The organism is Streptomyces sp. NPDC059861, assembly GCF_042731435.1.
GTDB lineage: Bacteria > Actinomycetota > Actinomycetes > Streptomycetales > Streptomycetaceae > Streptomyces.
Genome location: NZ_JBHWJQ010000019.1, coordinates 116,748 through 136,628, shown reverse-complemented (window position 1 = coordinate 136,628; position 19,881 = coordinate 116,748). Strand labels below are relative to the sequence as shown.

Sequence of the window (19,881 nt, the reverse complement as noted above, 5' to 3'; positions counted from 1 at the left end):
AGCCGTACAGGTGGACCTATGACGGCAGCCCACTCAAGACCGCCTGATCAGACCCAACACCCCTCCACGAACTTGCGCGGGGCAGCACTAGTAGGTGCTGGGGCTCGGATCGCCGCCGCTGGGCGGCGGCGACGGGCTGCCCGGCGCCGACGGGTTGGACGCGGTGGGCGTCGGCTCGGGGTCGGGCGGTGGCGTGGTCGGGTCGGTCGGCGTGGGATCGGGCGGCGCGGGGGTCGTGGGCGTCGGATCCGGGTCGGGCGGGGTGGGCTCGCCGGAGCCGCCCGGAGTGCTGGGCCCGGGGTCCGGGCCCGGGCTGGGGTCGGACGGGGTGGGCGCGCTGCCGTACCCCTGGATGGAGACGATCGCACCGGCCGGTGAGATCGCGACCCGTGCGCTCCAGAACCCGGAGGGCTCGCGCAGCGGGTCGACGTACACCTTGATCGTCAACGTCTCGCCGGGGTGGAGCGTTCCCGAGGAGCGGCTCATGTAGAGCCAGGAGGCGGCCGTGGTCGCGGACCAGCGGACGGGGGCGGAGCCGGAGGCGGTGAGGGTGACGCGGGTGGTGTCGCCGGTGTTGTCCGCGGCCACCGCGAGGCGGCCCGCGCCCTTCTGCCCGGCCCCGGCGACGCTGATGACCTCGACCGACACGTCGGGCTTGTTGCCCTGGGAGAAGCGGCCGCCGGGGCTGGTGCTGGCGTTGCCGGCGTTCTCGTAGCCCCCGTCCGTGCGCTCGCCGTCGAGCGTGCCGGGGCCGTCGTCCCGGCTGGCGGTGGCCCCCCGGGCGCCCGTGCCCTCGCCGGTGATCGGCGTGCCCCGGTAGGCGGACCACAGCGCGAGCACGGGGGCGGCCACCACGGCGGCGACGACCGTCGTGGTGACGGCACGCGCGCGCAGGCGGTCTCTTCGCGCGGCGCGGTCCTTGGGGTCCATCGGAAAGCCGCGCCGGTCGAAGCGGGGCGCGGCGGCCCGCGCGCGCGGGTGGTGCGCCATGGCCATGTGCAGGGCCGGGCGGGGCGCCTCCAGGACGGGCAGCTGGGTGGGGGCCGGACCTCCGCCGGGCCAGCTGCCGGGGAGCGCGCGCTCGGCGGTGCGGCGGCAGCGGGGGCAGTCGTCGACGTGCCGGACCAGTTCGCGGCGCAGGGCGCTGCTGAGCACCAGCTGGTTGTCGCCGGTGAGACGGGCGACGCTCGGGCAGGCGCCGGTCTCGACGACGGCGAGGGCCGCGCGGGTGCGTTCCACCTCGCAGGCGGCCGAGGAGAGCAGGTCACGGGCGGCGGCGAGGTCCATGCCGAGGACGGCGGCGACCTCGTGGGCGGACAGGTGGTGGCGCACGGCCAGTTCGAGCGCCTCGCGCTGCTCGGGGGTGGTGCCGGCGGCCTCCGGCCAGGCGAGCAGGGCGAGTTCGCGTCTGCGCTGTTCCTGTGCGAGCTCGGAGACGGGGGGCGAGCCGGGCTGTGTACCGCGCTTGCCCTCGTCGCCGTGGCGGCCCGCCGCGTGGCCGGCCTGACGTTTCTGCTTGGCCTCGGCCAGCTTGCGCAGACAGGCCCAGCGCGCCAGCGCGTAGAGCCAGGCCCTGCGGTCACCGGCGGACTCCGGGGCACGCTGGCCCCGGCGCTCGGCGAGCGCGAGGGCCTCGCCCAGGGCGGCGGTGGCGGCTTCGTGGTCGCACAGCACGGACAGGCAGTACGTGAACAGACCGTCCACGTAGGGCTCGTAGCGCGCGGGCGGCCGCTGCACCAATGTGCGCGCCGCAGCGCGGTCACGCGCCTCACGGCGCGCACGATGTGCGCCAGTGGTGCGGGTCGTGGTGTCCGGGCTGCTGCTCATCACCCGGCGACCGTAGGCGGCGGCGAGTGGCCGCTTCCGCCCCGTTGAGCACATTTAATCCGTACGGGTGAAACGATCCCTCATAAGGGGACAGGAACCCTCCATTCCATTGCTCGTTCGTGACGGGGTCGCCGGCCGGGGGTGCGCACGGGCGCGCGCCCGGGCGTGAACCGGGGGCCCGCAACGTGCCGCTTCACGAGGCCCGTACCCCGGCTGTCAGTGCCGGCGGCTACGGTTCCGTCCATGGCTGCCCGTACGAAGACCACCAAGGACCGTCCGTCCTACCGCTGCACCGAATGCGGCTGGCAGACGGCCAAATGGCTCGGTCGCTGCCCCGAGTGCCAGGCCTGGGGCACGATCGAGGAGTACGGCACGCCCGCGGTACGGACCACGACGCCGGGACGCGTCACGACGTCTGCGCTGCCCATCGGTCAGGTCGACGGCCGGCAGGCGACCGCGCGCTCCACCGGTGTGCCCGAGCTGGACCGGGTGCTCGGCGGCGGTCTGGTGCCCGGCGCGGTGGTGCTGGTCGCGGGCGAGCCCGGCGTCGGCAAGTCGACGCTGCTGCTGGACGTGGCGGCCAAGGCGGCCAGCGACGAGCACCGCACCCTCTATGTGACCGGCGAGGAGTCGGCGAGCCAGGTCCGGCTGCGCGCCGACCGCATCCACGCCATCGACGACCACCTCTATCTCGCCGCCGAGACCGATCTGTCCGCCGTGCTGGGTCACTTGGACGCGGTGAAGCCGTCGCTGCTGATCATGGACTCGGTGCAGACGGTGGCCTCCCCCGAGATCGACGGCGCGCCCGGCGGCATGGCGCAGGTGCGGGAGGTGGCCGGCGCTCTGATCCGCGCCTCCAAGGAACGCGGCATGTCCACGCTCCTGGTGGGCCATGTCACCAAGGACGGCGCGATCGCGGGCCCCCGCCTCCTGGAGCACCTCGTCGACGTCGTGCTGCATTTCGAGGGTGACCGGCACGCGCGCCTGCGGCTCGTACGAGGCGTCAAGAACCGCTACGGCACCACGGACGAGGTCGGCTGCTTCGAGCTGCACGACGAGGGCATCACGGGCCTTGCGGACCCGAGCGGACTTTTCCTGACACGTCGTGCCGAACCAGTCCCGGGCACCTGCCTGACCGTCACCCTGGAGGGTCGCCGCCCCCTGGTGGCCGAGGTCCAGGCGCTCACGGTCGACTCCCAGATCCCCTCCCCGCGCCGTACGACCTCCGGCCTGGAGACCTCCCGCGTCTCGATGATGCTCGCGGTGCTGGAGCAGCGCGGGCGGATCAGCGCGCTGGGCAAACGGGACATCTACTCCGCGACGGTCGGCGGGGTGAAGCTCTCCGAGCCGGCCGCCGACCTCGCCATCGCCCTGGCGCTGGCCTCCGCCGCCAGCGACACCCCGCTGCCGAAGAACCTCGTCGCGATCGGCGAGGTCGGCCTCGCGGGCGAGGTCAGGCGGGTCACCGGCGTGCAGCGCAGGCTCGCCGAGGCGCACCGGCTGGGCTTCACGCACGCCCTCGTGCCGGGCGACCCGGGGAAGGTCCCGGCCGGTATGAAGGTGCTGGAGGTCGCGGACATAGGGGACGCCCTGAGGGTGCTGCCCCGCTCCCGTCGCCGAGAGGCCCCCCAGGACGCGGAGGACCGCCGGTAGACTTTGCCCTGGTCTCGCCCGTCCGTACGAACCGCGTGCGGATCCGGGAGCGCCCCACAACCTGCGACCGGAGGAGTGCAGTGGCAGCCAACGACCGGGCAGCAGCTCCCGGAAAGTACGGCGGGAGTGCCGGTTCCGATGGCCTGATGCGCGCCTCGCTGAGCGCCGTCGCCCCCGGCACGCCCTTGCGCGACGGCCTGGAGCGCGTCCTGCGCGGCAACACCGGCGGCCTGATCGTGCTCGGCTCCGACAAGACCGTCGAGTCCATGTGCACGGGTGGATTCGTCCTGGATGTCGAGTTCACGGCCACCCGGCTGCGCGAGTTGTGCAAGCTGGACGGCGGCATCGTGCTCTCCTCCGACCTGTCGAAGATCCTCCGGGCCGGCGTGCAGCTGCTCCCCGACCCGACGATCCCGACCGAGGAGACCGGCACCCGCCACCGCACCGCGGACCGCGTCAGCAAACAGGTCGGCTTCCCGGTGGTCTCGGTCTCCCAGTCCATGCGGCTGATCGCCCTCTACGTCGACGGGCAGCGCCGCGTCCTGGAGGACTCGGCCGCGATCCTCTCCCGCGCCAACCAGGCGCTCGCGACCCTGGAGCGCTACAAGCTCCGCCTGGACGAGGTCGCGGGCACGCTGTCCGCGCTGGAGATCGAGGACCTGGTGACGGTCCGGGACGTCTCGGCGGTGGCGCAGCGGTTGGAGATGGTGCGCCGGATCGCGACCGAAATCGCCGAGTACGTGGTGGAGCTGGGCACCGACGGTCGCCTGCTCGCACTCCAGCTGGACGAGTTGATCGCGGGAGTGGAGCCCGAGCGGGAGCTGGTCGTCCGGGACTACGTCCCCGAGCCCACGGCCAAGCGCTCGCGCACGGTGGACGAGGCGCTGGCCGAGCTGGACGCGCTCAGCCATGCCGAGCTGCTCGAGCTGCCGACGGTGGCCCGGGCTCTGGGCTACACCGGCTCCCCCGAGGCCCTCGACTCCGCGGTCTCACCGCGCGGCTTCCGGCTGCTGGCCAAGGTGCCGCGGCTGCCGGGCGCCATCATCGACCGGCTGGTCGAGCACTTCGGCGGCCTCCAGAAGCTGCTCGCCGCGAGCGTCGACGACCTCCAGACGGTGGACGGCGTGGGCGAGGCCCGCGCCCGCAGCGTCCGCGAGGGCCTGTCCCGCCTGGCGGAGTCGTCGATCCTGGAACGCTACGTCTAGCGCCGCCCTGGGCAACGCCCCGAGGGGCCGCGCCTCCCAGGGGCGCGAGGAACTTGGCGACCAGCCACGGCGAACCCGCACCCGACGCACGGCGCGACCGCGGCCCCAGCCGCAGCCGCTCCCGGCCACAACGGCCCGCACCTGACAGCACCGGCCTCCGGCCAAGCGCAGCGGTCAGTCGGCGTCCAGCACGAACGAAGCCCGCAGCGTCCCGAACCCCGCCGCCTTGCCCTCCAGCAGATAGGTCCCCGCCCCGGCCACTCCCGCCGGAGGCGTCCCGCACTCGGGGGCGCTCGGCTTGCGGTCCCACTCCACGGTGTACGTGATGCTCTTCCCCGCCGGCACCCGGTACAGCAGGCTCCCGGAGCCCTTGGGGCAGTCGGCCGACGACCAGTACGCGTCGTCGTCACCCGCGGCCTGAGTGACCGTCAGCACCGTGCCCTTCGGCCCCAGATCGACCTTGCAGTCACCGCTGGAGGTGTTCTTCGCCGTCAGCCGGAACGCCGGCGTCTCGTCGGGCGAGTAGGCGTTGCGCACGCTGCGCAGGGTCAACGTCACCGTGTTCGGCGCGCAGTTGGGCAGCGAGGACCCGGCCGGCAGCGCGTCGCCCGTACCGACGCCACCGCCGGAGGAGTCCGCACCCGAACCGCCGGCGCCCGCACCGTCCGATCCGCCGGCCCCCTCGCCGTCACCCGAACCCGCGCCGGCGCCGTCACCCGTACCGTCGTCCGATCCGTCCCCGGCGTCGCTCCCGCCGGAGCCCTCGTCGCCCGACTCGTCACGTCCGCCGGGCGCTTCGCTGATCGCGGGACCGGAACCGGACGGGCCCGGCGTGATGGAGGGCGCGGGATTCTTGCCGTCGGAGCCCCCTGCGCCGTTGCCGCTCCCACCGCCGCCACCGGAGGTCACGACCCAGGTGACCAGCAGGGCCAGCAGGGCGACCACGGACAGCATGATCACCCTCCGTCGCCAGTAGATGGAGGAGGGAAGCGGCCCGACCGGATTGCGCAGAGATCCCACGGCGCAAACTGTACGAGAGATCGGTGGCGTCACCGGCCCCACCCGCCGCCTGGAGCCACAACTTTTCCGGATCATCATCCCGGAAACGCCGCGCGGGCGCACGAGAGTTGGATGCGAGGGCACAGCGGTGGGTCCGGGCGCCCCCGGGACCCGCGCCCTGGGCCCGTGTCTGCCGGGCCGCGAAACGCTTCGCAGCAGCACGGCCGATCCGCACCGGCATGGCAGGATCGGAACTGCCATGACTGCTCCCACGAAGCCCCCGCACACCAGCCCCGCCGAGGCCGTCACCGGCTCCCCGAGCGGGGAGGACCTCCACTCCCCCGTCATCGCCTGGTTCGACGAGCACGCGCGCGACCTGCCCTGGCGGCGGCCGGAGGCCGGCGCGTGGGGCGTGATGGTCAGCGAGTTCATGCTCCAGCAGACCCCGGTCAACCGCGTGCTGCCCATCTACGAGCAGTGGCTGGCCCGCTGGCCGCGCCCCGCCGGCCTCGCCAAGGAGGCCCCCGGCGAGGCCGTCCGCGCCTGGGGCCGGCTCGGCTACCCGCGCCGCGCCCTGCGTCTGCACGGCGCCGCCGTGGCCATAACGGAACGGCACGGCGGCGACGTGCCCACCGACCACGGGCAGCTCCTCGCGCTGCCCGGCATCGGCGAGTACACCGCGGCGGCGGTGGCGTCGTTCGCCTACGGGCAGCGCCACGCCGTGCTCGACACCAACGTCCGCCGGGTGTTCGCCCGCGCGGTCACCGGCGTGCAGTACCCGCCGAACGCGACGACGGCCGCCGAGCGCAGGCTGGCCAGGGCCCTGCTCCCGGACGACGAGGCGATCGCCGCCCGCTGGGCCGCCGGCTCGATGGAGCTGGGCGCGCTGGTCTGCACGGCCAAGAACGAGAGCTGCCACCACTGCCCGATCGCCGCACAGTGCGCGTGGCGACTGGCGGGCAAGCCGGAGCACGAGGGCCCGCCGCGGCGCGCCCAGACGTACGCCGGCACGGACCGCCAGGTGCGGGGCAAGCTGCTGGCCGTGCTGCGCGAGGCGCACGCGCCCGTCCCGCAGGCGCGTCTGGACCGCGTGTGGCACGAGCCCGTCCAGCGCGCCCGCGCCTTGGACGGCCTGGTCTCCGACGGTCTGGTGGAGCCGCTGCCGGGCGGCCTGTACCGGCTGCCGCTGAGCTGACGCACAGAGGGAACACAACCCGGCGCACCTTCATGTCACAAAGCTGGCCACCCCTCCACCGCCCAAATCATCCCATAACCGCCCCAACTGCCTTGCGCACTTAACCGTTTCCTACTTCCGTTACACAACCGACGGACAGCCGAGCGTTCACCGCAGGCTGCTTCGCACAGCCCCGTGACAACGCCTCCGTAGCTTCATTTCCGTGCCCGGCAGGGGGGCACAGCCAAGGAAAACGGGGATGGAGGCGGTTGATCATGTCGCAGGGTGACGTGGGCGAGGTGCTCGGGTTCGAGGAGTACGTCCGCACCCGGCAGGACGCGCTGCTGCGCAGTGCCCGGCGGCTGGTCCCGGACCCGGTCGACGCCCAGGATCTGCTCCAGACGGCACTGGCGCGGACATTCGGCCGCTGGGACGGCATAGCCGACAAGCGGCTCGCGGACGCCTATCTGCGCCGGGTCATGATCAACACGCGGACCGAGTGGTGGCGGGCCCGTAAGCTGGAGGAGGTTCCCACCGAGCAGCTCCCCGAGTCGTGCGTGGACGACTCCTCGGAGCAGCACGCGGACCGCGCCCTGCTGATGGACGTCATGAAGGTGCTCGCCCCCAAGCAGCGCAGTGTCGTCGTGCTGCGACACTGGGAGCAGATGTCCACTGAGGAGACGGCCGCCGCCCTCGGCATGTCGGCCGGAACGGTCAAGAGCACGCTGCACCGGGCGCTCGCCCGGCTCCGCGAGGAGCTGGAGGCCCGCGACCTGGACGCACGCGCGCTGGAGCGTGAGGAGCGGGAGCGTTGCGCGGCCTGACCGGCAGGGCCGGTGTCGGCACCGGCCCCGGGCTCACCCCGGCCCGAGGTACCTTCCAGGCGGTGACCACGGCGGCGTCCGTGCTCACCACCCTCAGCCTTTTACTGTCCGCCTGCGCGACGGGCGGCACCGGCGCCCGGGACGAGGGACCGGCGCACGACGAGCCGGTGGCGGGCACGGCGGTGAGCCCGGCCGCCCCCGTCTCCGCGGTGCCGCCGTCCAGAAGCCTGACCCGGGCCACGGCGGTCAAGCTGCTGCAGGCGGATCCGCAGGTCTCGGCGGCGGTCAAGCGCGTCCTGAAGCCCTGCGTCGCCGACGAGTACCCGGTCGACCTGTCCTACGGCGATCTGACCGGCGGTACCGCCGAGGACGTCGTCGTCAACGTCGTGACCTGCAGTGACGTCGTCGGCATCGGCTCGTATGTGTATCGCGAGGAGAACGGCACCTACGAGAACGTCTTCAAGGCCGAGGAGCCTCCGGTCTACGCCGAGATAGACCGCGGCGACCTGGTGGTGACCAAGCAGGTCTACGAGCGCGGCGACCCGGTGTCGAGCCCGTCCGGCGAGAACGTGATCACGTACCGCTGGACGGCGGGCCGTTTCGCCGAGGAGTACCGCACGCGCAACGACTACAGCACGGTCGTCGGCCCGGAACCGACCCCGGCGCCCGAGAGCAACTGACCGGCCCGGGACCGGCACGAGACCGGGTACCGAGTACCGACCCAACGGATACGGACTGAGAACACGGATGGCAGACCAGACCCACGTCCTGTTCGTCGAGGACGACGATGTCATCCGCGAGGCCACCCAGCTCGCCCTGGAGCGGGACGGCTTCGCGGTCACCGCCATGCCCGACGGGCTGTCGGGGCTGGAGGCGTTCCGCGCGAACCGGCCCGACATCGCTCTGCTGGACGTCATGGTGCCCGGCCTCGACGGGGTCAGTCTGTGCCGCCGTATCCGCGACGAGTCGACCGTCCCGGTGATCATGCTGTCGGCGCGGGCCGACTCGATCGACGTGGTGCTCGGGCTGGAGGCGGGCGCGGACGACTACGTGACCAAGCCGTTCGACGGCGCCGTGCTGGTGGCGCGGATCCGGGCGGTGCTGCGCCGGTTCGGGCACGCGAGCGGCGGCGCGGCGGGCCGCCCGGAGGACGCGGACGCCTCGGCGAACGGCGGGGTGCTGACCTTCGGTGACCTGGAGGTCGACACCGAGGGCATGGAGGTGCGCAAGGCCGGCCGGCCGGTGGCGCTCACCCCGACCGAGATGCGGCTGCTGCTGGAGTTCTCCTCGGCGCCGGGCACCGTGCTGTCCCGGGACAAGCTGCTGGAGCGGGTCTGGGACTACGGCTGGGGCGGGGACACCCGCGTCGTCGACGTCCATGTGCAGCGGCTGCGAACGAAGATCGGTCAGGACCGGATCGAGACGGTTCGCGGCTTCGGCTACAAGCTGAAGGCCTGAGGGCGGGACGGGACACGCAGATGCGGGGGATCACCCGGCGCCTGGTGGGGGCGCGCGTGCGGCGTACGGGCATCCGTACGGGACTCAGGTGGAAGCTCAGCGCGGCGATCGCGCTGGTCGGCGCGCTGATCGCGATCGTGCTCAGCCTGGTCGTGCACAACGCCGCCCGGGTCTCGATGCTGGACAACGCGCGCGACCTCGCCGACGAGCGGGTGCAGATCGCCCAGCGCAACTACGAGCTGTCCGGGCGGCCCAACTTCCCCGACATCAAGATCGACGACCCGGACCTGCCGTCCGCGCTGCGCGCCAAGGTCGGGGCCGGGCGCCGGGCGACGTACGTGACCGACCGGGCGGGTGGCGGGCCGGACATCTGGGCCGCGGTGCCGCTCAAGGACGGGCATGTGCTGTCCCTGCACACCGGGTTCACCGACCGCAGCACGGACATCCTCAAGGACCTCGACCAGGCGCTGGTCATCGGCTCCATCGCGGTGGTCCTGGGTGGCAGCGCGCTCGGCGTGCTCGTCGGCGGACAGTTGTCGCGCCGGCTGCGCAAGGCGGCCTCCGCGGCGAACCAGGTCGCCAAGGGCGAGCCGGACGTGCGGGTGCGCGAGGCCATCGGCGGGGTCGTCCGGGACGAGACCGACGACCTGGCGCGGGCCGTGGACGCGATGGCGGACGCGTTGCAGCAGCGGCTGGAGGCGGAGCGGCGGGTGACCGCCGACATCGCGCACGAGCTGCGCACCCCGGTGACCGGGCTGCTGACCGCGGCCGAGCTGCTGCCGCCGGGCCGCCCCACCGAGCTGGTGCTGGACCGGGCGAAGGCCATGCGCACGCTGGTCGAGGACGTGCTGGAGGTGGCCCGGCTCGACGGGGCCTCCGAGCGGGCCGAGCTGCAGGACATCATGCTGGGCGAGTTCGTCGCCCGGCGGGTGGCGACGAAGGACGCGGGGATCGCCGTACAGGTGGTGCACGAGTCGGAGGTGACGACCGACCCGCGCCGCCTGGAGCGCGTGCTGTTCAACCTGCTCGCCAACGCCGCCCGGCACGGCAAGCCGCCCATAGAGGTCACCGTCGAGGGCCGGGTGATCCGCGTCCGCGACCACGGGCCGGGCTTCCCCGAGGACCTGCTGGCACAGGGCCCGAGCCGGTTCCGCACCGGCAGCATGGACCGCGCCGGTGTAGGCCACGGCCTGGGCCTGACCATCGCGGCCGGCCAGGCCAGGGTGCTGGGCGCCCGCCTGACCTTCCGCAACGTCCGCCCACCGGGCGCCGCCGACCACATACCGGCCGAGGGCGCGGTCGCCGTCCTCTGGCTGCCGGAGCACGCGCCGACGAACACGGGCAGCTATCCGGTCCTGGCCGAATAGGCCTGCTGAACGGGCGGGGCGAACGCTACGGGCGGGGCTCGGGCCGGGTCAGCAGCCGAAGTCCTTCGAAAAGTCCAGCTTCTCGTTGCGCTGCGTCAGGGAGTACCAGTTCCCGTTGTCGTCGCGGAAGATCGCCTCGATGCCGTACGGCCGCTCCTGCGGCTCCTGGAGGAACTCCACCCCGCGCGCCCGGAACGTCTCGTAGTCGCCCCGGCAGTCGTCCGTGCGTAGCGCGCCCGCGCCGATGACGCCCTTGCTGACCAGCTTCTTCAGCGCCTCGGAGGACTCGGCGTCGAGCCCGGGACCGTCCAGGCTCATCAGGGCCAGCTCCACGTCCGGCTGCTCCTTTGCGCCCACGGTGACCCACCGCATGTCACCCATCGGCACCTCGCTGCGCACCTCGAATCCCAGCTTCTCCGTGAAGAAGGTCTTGGTGCGCTGCTGGTCGAAGGTCCACACGGTGGTGATTCCCAGGCCGGTGATCATCGCTCTGCTCTCCCGCGTCGGGTAACGGCTTGTGTTCGTCACGGTAGGCAGGGCAGGGGCCGGTGCGCTTCTCCGGAATTGCTCAGTGCCGGACCGCCGGCAGCGGCGCGAGAGTCCGGTGTGACGCCTTCGGCATCCGTACGGCCCGGGCCGCGATCCGTGTGCGGTTGCCCAGCATCCGGGGGGACGCCGTGGGCGGATGCACCTCGCCGTCCCCCAGGCCGATGCGGACGCCTAATGTGCCGCCATGACCGATGGGGAACTGTCGCTGCGCTCCCGGCTGGCGCACACGCTGCTCGCGGACATCGACCGCCTCACCGGCAAGGTGGTGGCGGACATCCGCGCGCACAGCCCGGCGTACGCTTCCGGCCGCCCGGTCTCGCTCACCGATCTGCGCGCCGTCTGCCGCGACAACCTCGTACTCGCGCTGGAGGACTTCGGCGGGCTGCCGACGAGCGTCGGCGACATCGAGGCCGCCGCCACCGAGACGGGGCGGCGGCGGGCGGAGCAGGGCATGCCGCTGGACAGCGTGCTCCAGGCGTACCGGCGCGGCGGCCGGGTGCTGTGGCAGGCGATGGCGGAGCCGCTGCGCGGCCCGGCGGCGACCGACCAGGACCTGGTCCTGGAGGTGGCGGGGGCGCTGTGGGAGACCATCGACCGCTTCTCGACGGTGATGTCGGATGCGTACCGGCTCGCCCAGCTGGAGCTGCGCCACCGTCAGGACTCGCGGCGCGGCGCCCTGTTCGAGGCTCTCCTGGAGGGCCGCGGCAGTGATCCGGCGGTGGCCGCCGCGGCAGCGGCGGCTCTCGGTCTGCCCCCGCGCGACCGCTTCGCCGTGGTGGTGGCCGACCAGGATCCGGCGGCGCCGCCCCACCCAGGGCCGGCGCTGCAGACGGCGGGCATGTGGTCGTTCTGGCGTCCCCGGGCCGAGCGGTACGCGGGCCTCGTACGGCTCGGGTCCGCCGAGCCGTACGAGTTGACGCGGGTGCTGCGCGGGGAGTTGGGGGGCACGGCGGGGATCTCCCCGCCGTTCGAGGAACTGGCCGCGGCGGACACCGCCCTGCGGCTGGCGGAACGCGCCCTGCGCACGCTGCCGCCGAGCAGCGGAGTGGTGGCGCAGCTCGACGAACGCCTGGTGGAGGCGGCACTGACCGGCGACCCGGAGATAGCCGAGCGCCTGGTCACCCACTACCTGGACGGCGTTCTGAAGTGCGGCTCCGAAGCTCCGGCGCTGCTGCGCACCCTGCGGGTGTGGCTGGACGCCGGCTGCTCGGCCCTGCGGGCCGCCGAGGAGCTCTACTGCCACCGCAACACGGTCCTCAATCGCATCGTCCGGATCGTCGAACTCACGGGCTGGCCTTCGGAGTCGGGGGAGGCCCGACTGGGCTGGGCCCTCGCGCTCCGCGCGACGGACGTGCCACGCTGACGCGGGCAGCCGCTCGTACGCCACGAGGCCGCGCAAGCTTCTTGTGACGCCGATACCGATGCCTACGCCGATACCGACGCCGACGCCGACGCCGACGCCGACCAGCCTCCCGCGTCCCCGGCGACGGCCCCGCCGTCCCCGATGGAGCTCAGGTGCCCCGCGCCGCGCGCCTCGCCGTAGACGGCCGGAACATGCCAGAGCGCTCGTGGAACCCCTTCGCCAGGACCGGCCGGACGGTGAGGACGCCCTGCCCGGTCAGGTGGAGTTCGAGGTCGACCTTGCCGTTCAAGACGCTGCCGCTGTCGGCGTTGCACTGCTCACCGCCCTTGCTGGAGCGTCCTCACAACGCGGTCACCGGCTCAGCCGGCATCGCCGCGGCCCGCTCCCCCGCGTCGAGCTCCACCCGCGCACGGCGCGGGAAGCCGCCGGCCCAGAGCATCGCGTAGCACCCGGGTATCAGGGCCGCCCCGCTGCCGACGTGCGTCGTCCGGTACTCGCTCGGCGTCAGGCCGGTCCGTGCCTTGAAGCGGGTCGAGAAGGTGCCGAGGCTGCTGAAGCCGACCAGGTTGCAGATCTCCGTGACGGTGAGGTCGGCGGCGCGCAGCAGGTCCTCGGCCCGCTCGATCCGGCGGTGGGTGAGGTACTGGCCGGGTGTCTCGCCGTACGCCTCCTTGAAGGCGCGGACGAAGTGGTACCGCGAGTACCCGGCGTGCGCGGCGACCGCGGCCAGGTCGAGTGCGGGGTCGGCCCAGTCACGGTCCATCGCGTCCTTCGCCAGCCGCAGCTGACGCGTCCTGTCCATGGACCGATCGTGACACGGGGCACCGACATCACCGCCGGGCTCCGCGACCGGCCGCCGGCGCATCGCCCGCCGACGCCTTACCCCGCGCCCCGCCCCCACCGGAGACTCAGACCGCTTCAGTCACCGGCGCCACCGCCGGCTCCGCCTCGTCCTTCGGCCCCGCCCCCTTCAGCGGCACCTCCTTCACGAACACCGCCGCGATCAGTGCCGGCACGGCCACCACCGCGCCCAGCAGGAACGCCCCGTGCGTCCCGGCCGTCACCGCGTACTGGTACGCCTCGCGGGCCGCCTCCGGCAGCTTGGCCAGGCTCGCGGCGTCCAGCTGGGCGGACTGCTCGGTCATCTGGGAGCCCAGTGCGCCGGCCCGCCGGGCCATCTCGTCCTGGACCCGGTGGTTGAAGAGCGCGCCCATGATCGCGACACCGAAGGAGGAGCCGAGGGTGCGGAAGAGGGTGGTGGAGGAGGACGCGACGCCCATGTCCTTCATCTCCACGCTGTTCTGCGCTATCAGCATGGTGATCTGCATCAGGCAGCCCATGCCGAGCCCGACCACGGCCATGTACACGCCGGACGTCAGCCGCGAGGTCTCCGTGTCCATCAGGGACAGCAGATACAGGCCGACGACCATCAGCGCACCGCCCACCACCGGAAACAGCTTGTAGCGCCCGGTCTGCGTGGTCACCCGCCCGGCCACCATCGACGTGACGAGCATCGCGCCCAGCATCGGCAGCAGCAGCAGTCCGGAGTTGGTGGCGGACGCTCCCTGCACGGACTGCTGGTAGAGCGGCAGGAAGAGGGTCGCGCCGAACATCACGAAGCCGACGACGAACCCGATGAAGGACATCAGCGTGAAGTTCCGGCTGCGGAAGATGTGCAGCGGCAGGATCGGCTCGGCGGCCCGCGTCTGCCGGAAGACGAACCCGACCAGCGCGGCGACGCCGATCCCGATCAGCTCCATGATCACGGCCGACGTCCAGGCGTACTCCGTACCGCCCCAGGTGGTGACGAGCACGATCGCGGTGATGCCGACGGTCAGCAGCGCGGCGCCCAGGTAGTCGATCCGGGCCTCGGAGCGCTTCTTCGGCAGATGCAGCACGGCGGTGATGGCGATCAGCGCGACCGCGCCCAGCGGCAGGTTGATGTAGAAGGTCCAGCGCCAGCCCCAGTGGTCGGTGATGGTGCCGCCGACCAGCGGGCCGCCGATCATCGCCAGCGCCATGACGCCAGCCATCATGCCCTGGTACTTGCCGCGCTCCCGGGGCGGTATCAGGTCACCGATGATCGCCATGACGCCGACCATCAGACCGCCGGCGCCCAGCCCCTGCACGGCCCGGAACGCGATCAGCTGCCCCATGTCCTGGGCCATGCCGCTGAGCACCGAGCCGATCAGGAAGAGCACGATCGAGCTCAGGAAGACGCCCTTGCGCCCGTACATGTCGCCGAGTTTGCCCCAGATCGGGGTGGAGGCGGCGGTCGCCAGGGTGTACGACGTCACCACCCAGGACAGGTGTTCCAGACCGCCCAGCTCGCCCACGATCGTCGGCATCGCCGTACCGATGATCATGTTGTCGAGCATCGCGAGCATCATCGCGATCATCAGGGCGAGCAGGACCACCCGCACGCTCCTCGGTTGCTTCCCCTCTTGCACCGCTCCCCCAACTTACTTGCCGCCCGGCTAGTTACCGCGAGAACGTAGCTCGCAAACTAGCCGGGCGTCAAGTAAGTTTTTCCTTGCCAGGGAGTGGCCGGGCAAGGCGAGGACGGGCGGCAGGATGGACGGCACCAAGCAGCGCCGACGGGGCGACACCCGCCAGCGCATCCAGGACGTGGCCCTGGACCTCTTCGCCGAGCAGGGCTACGAGAAGACATCGCTGCGCGAGATCGCCGAGCGCCTGGACGTCACCAAGGCGGCGCTCTACTACCACTTCAAGACCAAGGAAGAGATCCTGGTCGGCATCTTCGACGACGTGATGCAGCCGATCGACGAACTGATCGAGTGGGGCCGCCACCAGCCGCACACCCTGGAGACGAAGCAGCAGATCGTACGGCGCTACAGCGAGTACCTCACCGCCGCCGGGCCGCTGTTCCGCTTCATGCACGAGAACCAGGCGACGGTACGGGAGTTGCGCATCGGCGACCTGTTCAAGGAACGCATGAAGGGCCTGCGTCACATCATCATCGACCGGGACGCCACCCTGGCCGACCAGGTCCGGTGCGTGAGCGCCATCTTCACGCTGCACGCGGGGATGGTGTTCGTGATGCAGGAACTCGAAGGCGACCCCGAGGAGAAGCGCGAAGCCATCCTCGAAGTCGCCGTCGACATGGTGACGCAGGCGCACAGGGGTGCGCCCTAGGTCACCGTCGCTCAGAGGGTGATGCCCTTGGTCCGCAGGAAGGCGACCGGGTCTATCGCCGTGCCGTAGTTGGCGGAGGTGCGGATCTCGAAGTGCAGGTGCGGGCCGCTGGAGTTGCCGGTGTTGCCGGACAGGGCGATGCGCTGACCGCCGGCGACGATCTGACCGACCTTCACGTCGATGCGCGAGAGGTGGGCGTACTGCGAGTAGGTGCCGTTGCCGTGCTTGATGACGACGGCGTTGCCGTACGCGGGGCCGTCACCGGCGCCGTTGCCGCCGGCCTTGACGACCGTACCGCCGTGCGCGGCCATGACCTTGGTGCCGGTGGCGACGGCGAAGTCCTGCCCGCTGTGAGTGGACTGCCACATGCCGCCGGCCTGGGCGTAGCTGGCACTGAGGCTGTAGCCCTTGACCGGGGCGGTCCAGCCGACGGCCTTCTTCGCGGCGACCGACTTGGCGTTCGCCTTCTTGGCGGCGGCGACCGTGGCCGCCTTCGCCTGAGCCGCGGCCTGTGCCTCAACGGCGTGCGCGACACCGGTGGTGGCGGTCGTGGCAGCGGCCGTGGAGGTGTTGGCGGCGGCCGCGACCCCGGCCCCCAGCACGACCGAGGCGCCGATACCGGCGGCCAGCACGGCCGCGCGAGTGCGGAGCTGGGGCGTACGGGACGAACGGGACGTGACACGCGTGAACATGCGAAACCTCATGGGACGGGGACAGAAGGAACCGCTCGGCGCAAAAGCCTTCTGCCGGGCGGGCCATCCCTTGGTACCTGTCGCACCCGGTCAGGCCAAAACGTGTGACCTACTACCGAACCTAGTAGAATCAGGCATATCGCCGGGGCTCTTGACAGAGGAGCTATTCCGGACGATTGGCTCGAAATTGGATAGTCCGACACGTGAGTTGTGAGTGAAAAATCCTGTTTGTCCAAATCCATCCCACTCCTATTCCGGCTAGTACCGGACAAATCGCCTGTGCGGCATGTCACCGGCGGGCAGGCTCCCCGCACCCCGGAATGTGACCGGCGCTACTCTGCTGTCTCCTGCCAACAGGGCTCAGGGGGAGGCCGGGTGGAACCGTCGGTCATCGGCGTGCGGCTGGCGTCGGCCGTGGCCGCGCCGCTCGTGAAGAAGCTGTTCGTGAGCGAGGGCGCGGGCGCCGGGCTGGTCGAACGGCCGGTGCGGATCTCCTCGTACGTCTCGTTCCGCGGCGAGAAGCGGCGACTGGATCGCGGGGACCTCACCCGGCTGGCCACGGAGCTGGTCCGGCAGGCGCTGAAGGGCGGCGGGGAGCGCCCCTTGCGGGCGGCCGAGGAAGAGCCCGTGGCGCACGCCCTCGCCGACACCCTGTACGCCCTCGGCGAACTGGACATGACCGACGTACAGGCGGTCGAGCTCGGCCACGAGGCCTTGGCCGCACGGCTGCGCGCCGCGAGCGGCACGCCGGACCGCGAGCTCTCCCTCGACGCGGCCCACTTCTACCTCGGCACGCTCACCACCGCCTGCCTGCACATCCTGCACTTCTTCACTCAGCGCTCGACCTTCGTCGCCCGCACCCTGGTCGAGCAGTCCCGCCGCCAGCGCGAGCTGGTCGGCAAGATCGACGCCCTGCTCGCCCGCACCGCACCGGCCTCCGACAGCGGCTTCGAGCAGCGCTATATGAGGTACGTCACCACCAAGCACGGCCACCTCACCATCTACGGCATCGACCTGGTCGACTCCCCCGACCGCTGGCCCCTCGACGCCGCCTACCTCAGCCTCCAGGCCCTGCACCCGGCCGCCGACGGCGAGACGGCCGGCCCCGACGGCCTCCCCTCCGCCACCCTCACGCTCCGCGCCGAACAGGCCTTCGCCGAGCACGACCGCGTGCTGCTGCGCGGGGTGGCCGGTTCGGGCAAGACCACGCTCGTCCAGTGGGTCGCGGTCACCGCGGCCCGGGGCGCGCGCGGCGACCGCGTCCCGTTCGTCCTGCCGCTGCGCACCCTGGTCCGCCGCCCCGACGGCCTCCCCGCACCCGACGCCTTCCTGTCCGCCGTACGCGTCCCCTTCCACGCGAACCAGCCGGACGGCTGGGCGGACCATGTGCTCGGCGCGGGCCGGGGACTGCTTCTGGTGGACGGCATCGACGAGATCCCCGAACGCGAGCGCGAACGCACCCGCCGCTGGCTGCGCGACCTGCTGGACGTCTATCCCGGCAACCAGTGGCTGGTCACCTCCCGCCCCTCCGCCGTACGGGAGGACTGGCTCGCGCCCGACGGGTTCACCGAGCTGACGCTGACCCCGATGAGCACGGACGACGTGGCCGCCTTCGTCACGCGCTGGCACACCGCCGCCCGCGCCGACGCCCCCGAGGACCGCGACCGCCTCGACGCCTACGAACGCACCCTTCTCGACGCCGTCCGCACCAAGCCCGACCTGGGCCGCCTCGCCACCAACCCCCTGATGTGCGGTCTGATCTGCGCCCTGCACCGGGACCGGCGGGGCTATCTCCCGTACGGCCGCCAGGAGTTGTACGACGCCGCCCTGTCGATGCTGCTGGCACGGCGGGACGAGGAGCGGGACATGGCCGGGCCCGGCGGCATCCACCTCACCGAGCTCCCCCAGATCCAGTTGCTCCAGCGCCTCGCGTACTGGCTGATCCGCAACAACCAGTCCGAGATGGACCGTGAGCGGGCCGAGCGCCTGGTCGCCGACGTCCTCCCGTCCCTCCCGGCGGCGGCCTCCCAGGGCGACGCCCCGTCGATATTGAGGCATCTGCTGGTCCGCAGCGGCCTGCTCCGCGAACCGTCCCCCGGCACCGTGGAGTTCGTCCACCGCACCTTCCAGGACTACCTGGGCGCGAAGGCGGCGGTGGAGGACGGGGACTTCGGCCTGCTGGTGCGGGGCGCGGCGGACGAGCAGTGGGCGGACGTGATCCGGATGGCGGTGGCCCATGCCCGCCCCCGGGAGCGGGCGCAGCTGCTGCGCGAGTTGGTGGCCTCGACGCACCGGATGGGGGGCGCGGCACACGCCCGGGTAGGGCTGCTCGCGCTGGCGTCCCTGGAGCACGCGACCGAGCTCGACCCCGGGGTACGGGAGGAGGTCGAGCGGAACGCCGCCGCCCTGATCCCGCCCCGGACGGTCGAGGAGGCCCGCGCCCTCGCCTCGGTCGGCCCCCTGGCACTGGAGCTGCTGCCCGGGCCGGAAGGGCTCGGGCAGGAGGAGGCGCGGGCGGTCGTCATCACGGCTTCGCTGATCGGTACGGAGGCGGCGGTGCCGGTCCTCGCCCACTTCCGCTCCCATCCGTCGCTCGACGTGCGTGCCCAACTGTCCTGGACCTGGCACCGGTTCGGGACCCGGCGGTACGCCGACGACGTCATCGCGCACCTGGACGAGGACGGCCTCTTCATCACCGCCCACTCCGGCGAGCACCTGCGTGAGCTGCGTGAACTGGGCGGCCGGGCGGCCAACGACGTCGTCGGCGACATCACGGAAGCGGAACTGAGCGCCGGTCTGGTGCCCCGGAAGGTGCGGGAGCTGCGTCTGCGCAACAACGGCCGGCTGCGAGACCTGACCTGCCTGACCACGCTGCGGCAGCTCACCGACCTGACCATCCATCAGTGCCCGGAGGTACGGGAACTCCGCCCGCTGGCCGGCATCCCGCTCGCCTGGCTGGCGTTGCACGACCTGCCTGGCCTCGTACGTCCCGGCGCAATGTTCGCCCTCGCCGATAGCCCGACGCTCCACTCGCTCGACATCGGCGTGCCGCTGGAGGCGGAGTCCCTGGACGAGGCCATTCCGACGGAACCGCCGCTGCGCTATCTGCGCTTCACCAAGCTCGCTCTCCGGCACAGCGGGCTGCGGGGCCTGCACCGGTTCCGCTCCCTGCGAGCACTGAGCCTGGCCACCCTCTACGAAGCGCTGGACCCGGAGGACTACGAGGAGATCGCCCGGCTCCCGGACCTGCGGGAACTGCGCATCAACTGGGAGCTCGTCGGCTGGCAGGGCCCACCCCTGCCCGGGGTCACCAAGCTGCGCCTCAACAACTTCCACGGCACCGAGGACATTTCAGGTGTGCGCACCCTGTTTCCCGACCTGCGCGAGGTCACCATCAACCTGGCCGCCGGCATCACCGACGTACCGGACGGGATACGCGAACTCCTCCCGGTGTCACCGTCGTTGAGCAGGATCCACGGCGTTGTGTGACGCACACCTCTGTACACCTACCGTGCAGTAACCCTACGGTTCCCCTCGCGCCACCCTCACGCACGACCATGCACACGACATGCCGGCCCCGTACGCACCGTGTACGGACGTGAAGGGACCCCCCA

16 protein-coding genes are annotated in these 19,881 nt (G+C 72.1%); 10 read left to right on the top strand and 6 right to left on the bottom strand.

Annotated features, from left to right (window positions below; translation table 11 throughout):
• Window positions 1–87: 87 nt before the first annotated feature.
• The gene (locus tag ACFV6X_RS18900; RefSeq protein WP_385384787.1) at window positions 88–1,830 is read right to left on the bottom strand and encodes a hypothetical protein; all 1,743 of its coding nucleotides are present in this window, start codon (window positions 1,828–1,830) and stop codon (window positions 88–90) included.
• Window positions 1,831–2,070: 240 nt separating this feature from the next.
• Here ACFV6X_RS18900 and radA point away from each other — a divergent pair, with 240 nt between their 5' ends.
• Window positions 2,071–3,480 (top strand): DNA repair protein RadA, encoded by a 1,410-nt coding sequence (gene radA / locus ACFV6X_RS18895; RefSeq protein ID WP_385384784.1) that lies wholly within the window; start codon window positions 2,071–2,073, stop codon window positions 3,478–3,480.
• Window positions 3,481–3,560: 80 nt separating this feature from the next.
• Complete coding sequence (disA, locus tag ACFV6X_RS18890) at window positions 3,561–4,685, top strand: DNA integrity scanning diadenylate cyclase DisA (protein ID WP_365450907.1); 1,125 nt, start codon at window positions 3,561–3,563, stop codon at window positions 4,683–4,685.
• 174 nt (window positions 4,686–4,859) lie between these two features.
• Here the strand turns inward: disA and ACFV6X_RS18885 are convergent, their stop codons facing one another.
• On the bottom strand, window positions 4,860–5,705 hold the full coding sequence (locus ACFV6X_RS18885) for a hypothetical protein (protein ID WP_385384781.1): 846 nt from the start codon (window positions 5,703–5,705) through the stop codon (window positions 4,860–4,862).
• A 238-nt stretch (window positions 5,706–5,943) separates the two neighbouring features.
• Here ACFV6X_RS18885 and ACFV6X_RS18880 point away from each other — a divergent pair, with 238 nt between their 5' ends.
• The 5 genes from ACFV6X_RS18880 (at window position 5,944) to cseC (ending at window position 10,507) form a co-directional block, all read left to right on the top strand.
• Entirely contained in the window at window positions 5,944–6,879 is a 936-nt protein-coding gene (locus tag ACFV6X_RS18880; protein ID WP_385384779.1) for an A/G-specific adenine glycosylase, read from the top strand.
• 254 nt (window positions 6,880–7,133) lie between these two features.
• Window positions 7,134–7,682: a SigE family RNA polymerase sigma factor gene (locus tag ACFV6X_RS18875; RefSeq protein ID WP_385384776.1), complete on the top strand. Its 549-nt coding sequence runs from the start codon at window positions 7,134–7,136 to the stop codon at window positions 7,680–7,682.
• Window positions 7,670–8,362 (top strand): hypothetical protein, encoded by a 693-nt coding sequence (locus ACFV6X_RS18870; protein ID WP_385384773.1) that lies wholly within the window; start codon window positions 7,670–7,672, stop codon window positions 8,360–8,362. The genes ACFV6X_RS18875 and ACFV6X_RS18870 overlap by 13 nt, the downstream gene beginning before the upstream one ends.
• Before the next feature lie 67 nt (window positions 8,363–8,429).
• The gene (cseB, locus tag ACFV6X_RS18865; protein ID WP_385384770.1) at window positions 8,430–9,140 is read left to right on the top strand and encodes a two-component system response regulator CseB; all 711 of its coding nucleotides are present in this window, start codon (window positions 8,430–8,432) and stop codon (window positions 9,138–9,140) included.
• Window positions 9,141–9,160: 20 nt separating this feature from the next.
• Window positions 9,161–10,507: a two-component system sensor histidine kinase CseC gene (cseC, locus tag ACFV6X_RS18860; protein ID WP_385384767.1), complete on the top strand. Its 1,347-nt coding sequence runs from the start codon at window positions 9,161–9,163 to the stop codon at window positions 10,505–10,507.
• A gap of 48 nt (window positions 10,508–10,555) precedes the next feature.
• On the opposite strand, the gene ACFV6X_RS18855 is transcribed toward cseC, so the two are convergent.
• Entirely contained in the window at window positions 10,556–10,993 is a 438-nt protein-coding gene (locus ACFV6X_RS18855) for a VOC family protein (protein WP_385384802.1), read from the bottom strand.
• 247 nt (window positions 10,994–11,240) lie between these two features.
• On the opposite strand from ACFV6X_RS18855, the gene ACFV6X_RS18850 reads away from it, so the two are divergent.
• Window positions 11,241–12,419: a PucR family transcriptional regulator gene (locus ACFV6X_RS18850; RefSeq protein ID WP_385384765.1), complete on the top strand. Its 1,179-nt coding sequence runs from the start codon at window positions 11,241–11,243 to the stop codon at window positions 12,417–12,419.
• Between the two features lie 340 nt (window positions 12,420–12,759).
• Here ACFV6X_RS18850 and ACFV6X_RS18845 read toward each other — a convergent pair whose 3' ends face one another.
• Together ACFV6X_RS18845 and ACFV6X_RS18840 are read right to left on the bottom strand one after the other, a co-directional pair.
• Window positions 12,760–13,221: a helix-turn-helix transcriptional regulator gene (locus ACFV6X_RS18845; protein ID WP_385384762.1), complete on the bottom strand. Its 462-nt coding sequence runs from the start codon at window positions 13,219–13,221 to the stop codon at window positions 12,760–12,762.
• A 106-nt stretch (window positions 13,222–13,327) separates the two neighbouring features.
• Window positions 13,328–14,836, bottom strand: a complete 1,509-nt coding sequence (locus tag ACFV6X_RS18840) for an MDR family MFS transporter (protein ID WP_385384759.1) — start codon at window positions 14,834–14,836, stop codon at window positions 13,328–13,330.
• 157 nt (window positions 14,837–14,993) lie between these two features.
• On the opposite strand from ACFV6X_RS18840, the gene ACFV6X_RS18835 reads away from it, so the two are divergent.
• Window positions 14,994–15,575, top strand: coding sequence for a TetR/AcrR family transcriptional regulator (locus tag ACFV6X_RS18835; RefSeq protein WP_365450887.1), 582 nt, complete (start codon window positions 14,994–14,996; stop codon window positions 15,573–15,575).
• Between the two features lie 11 nt (window positions 15,576–15,586).
• Here ACFV6X_RS18835 and ACFV6X_RS18830 read toward each other — a convergent pair whose 3' ends face one another.
• Window positions 15,587–16,267 carry a M23 family metallopeptidase gene (locus ACFV6X_RS18830; protein ID WP_365450885.1) on the bottom strand — a complete coding sequence of 227 codons (681 nt, stop codon included), beginning with the start codon at window positions 16,265–16,267 and terminating at the stop codon, window positions 15,587–15,589.
• Between the two features lie 375 nt (window positions 16,268–16,642).
• Between ACFV6X_RS18830 and ACFV6X_RS18825 the strand changes: the two genes are divergently transcribed.
• Complete coding sequence (locus tag ACFV6X_RS18825) at window positions 16,643–19,756, top strand: NACHT domain-containing protein (RefSeq protein WP_385384754.1); 3,114 nt, start codon at window positions 16,643–16,645, stop codon at window positions 19,754–19,756.
• The last annotated feature ends 125 nt before the right edge of the window (window positions 19,757–19,881 follow it).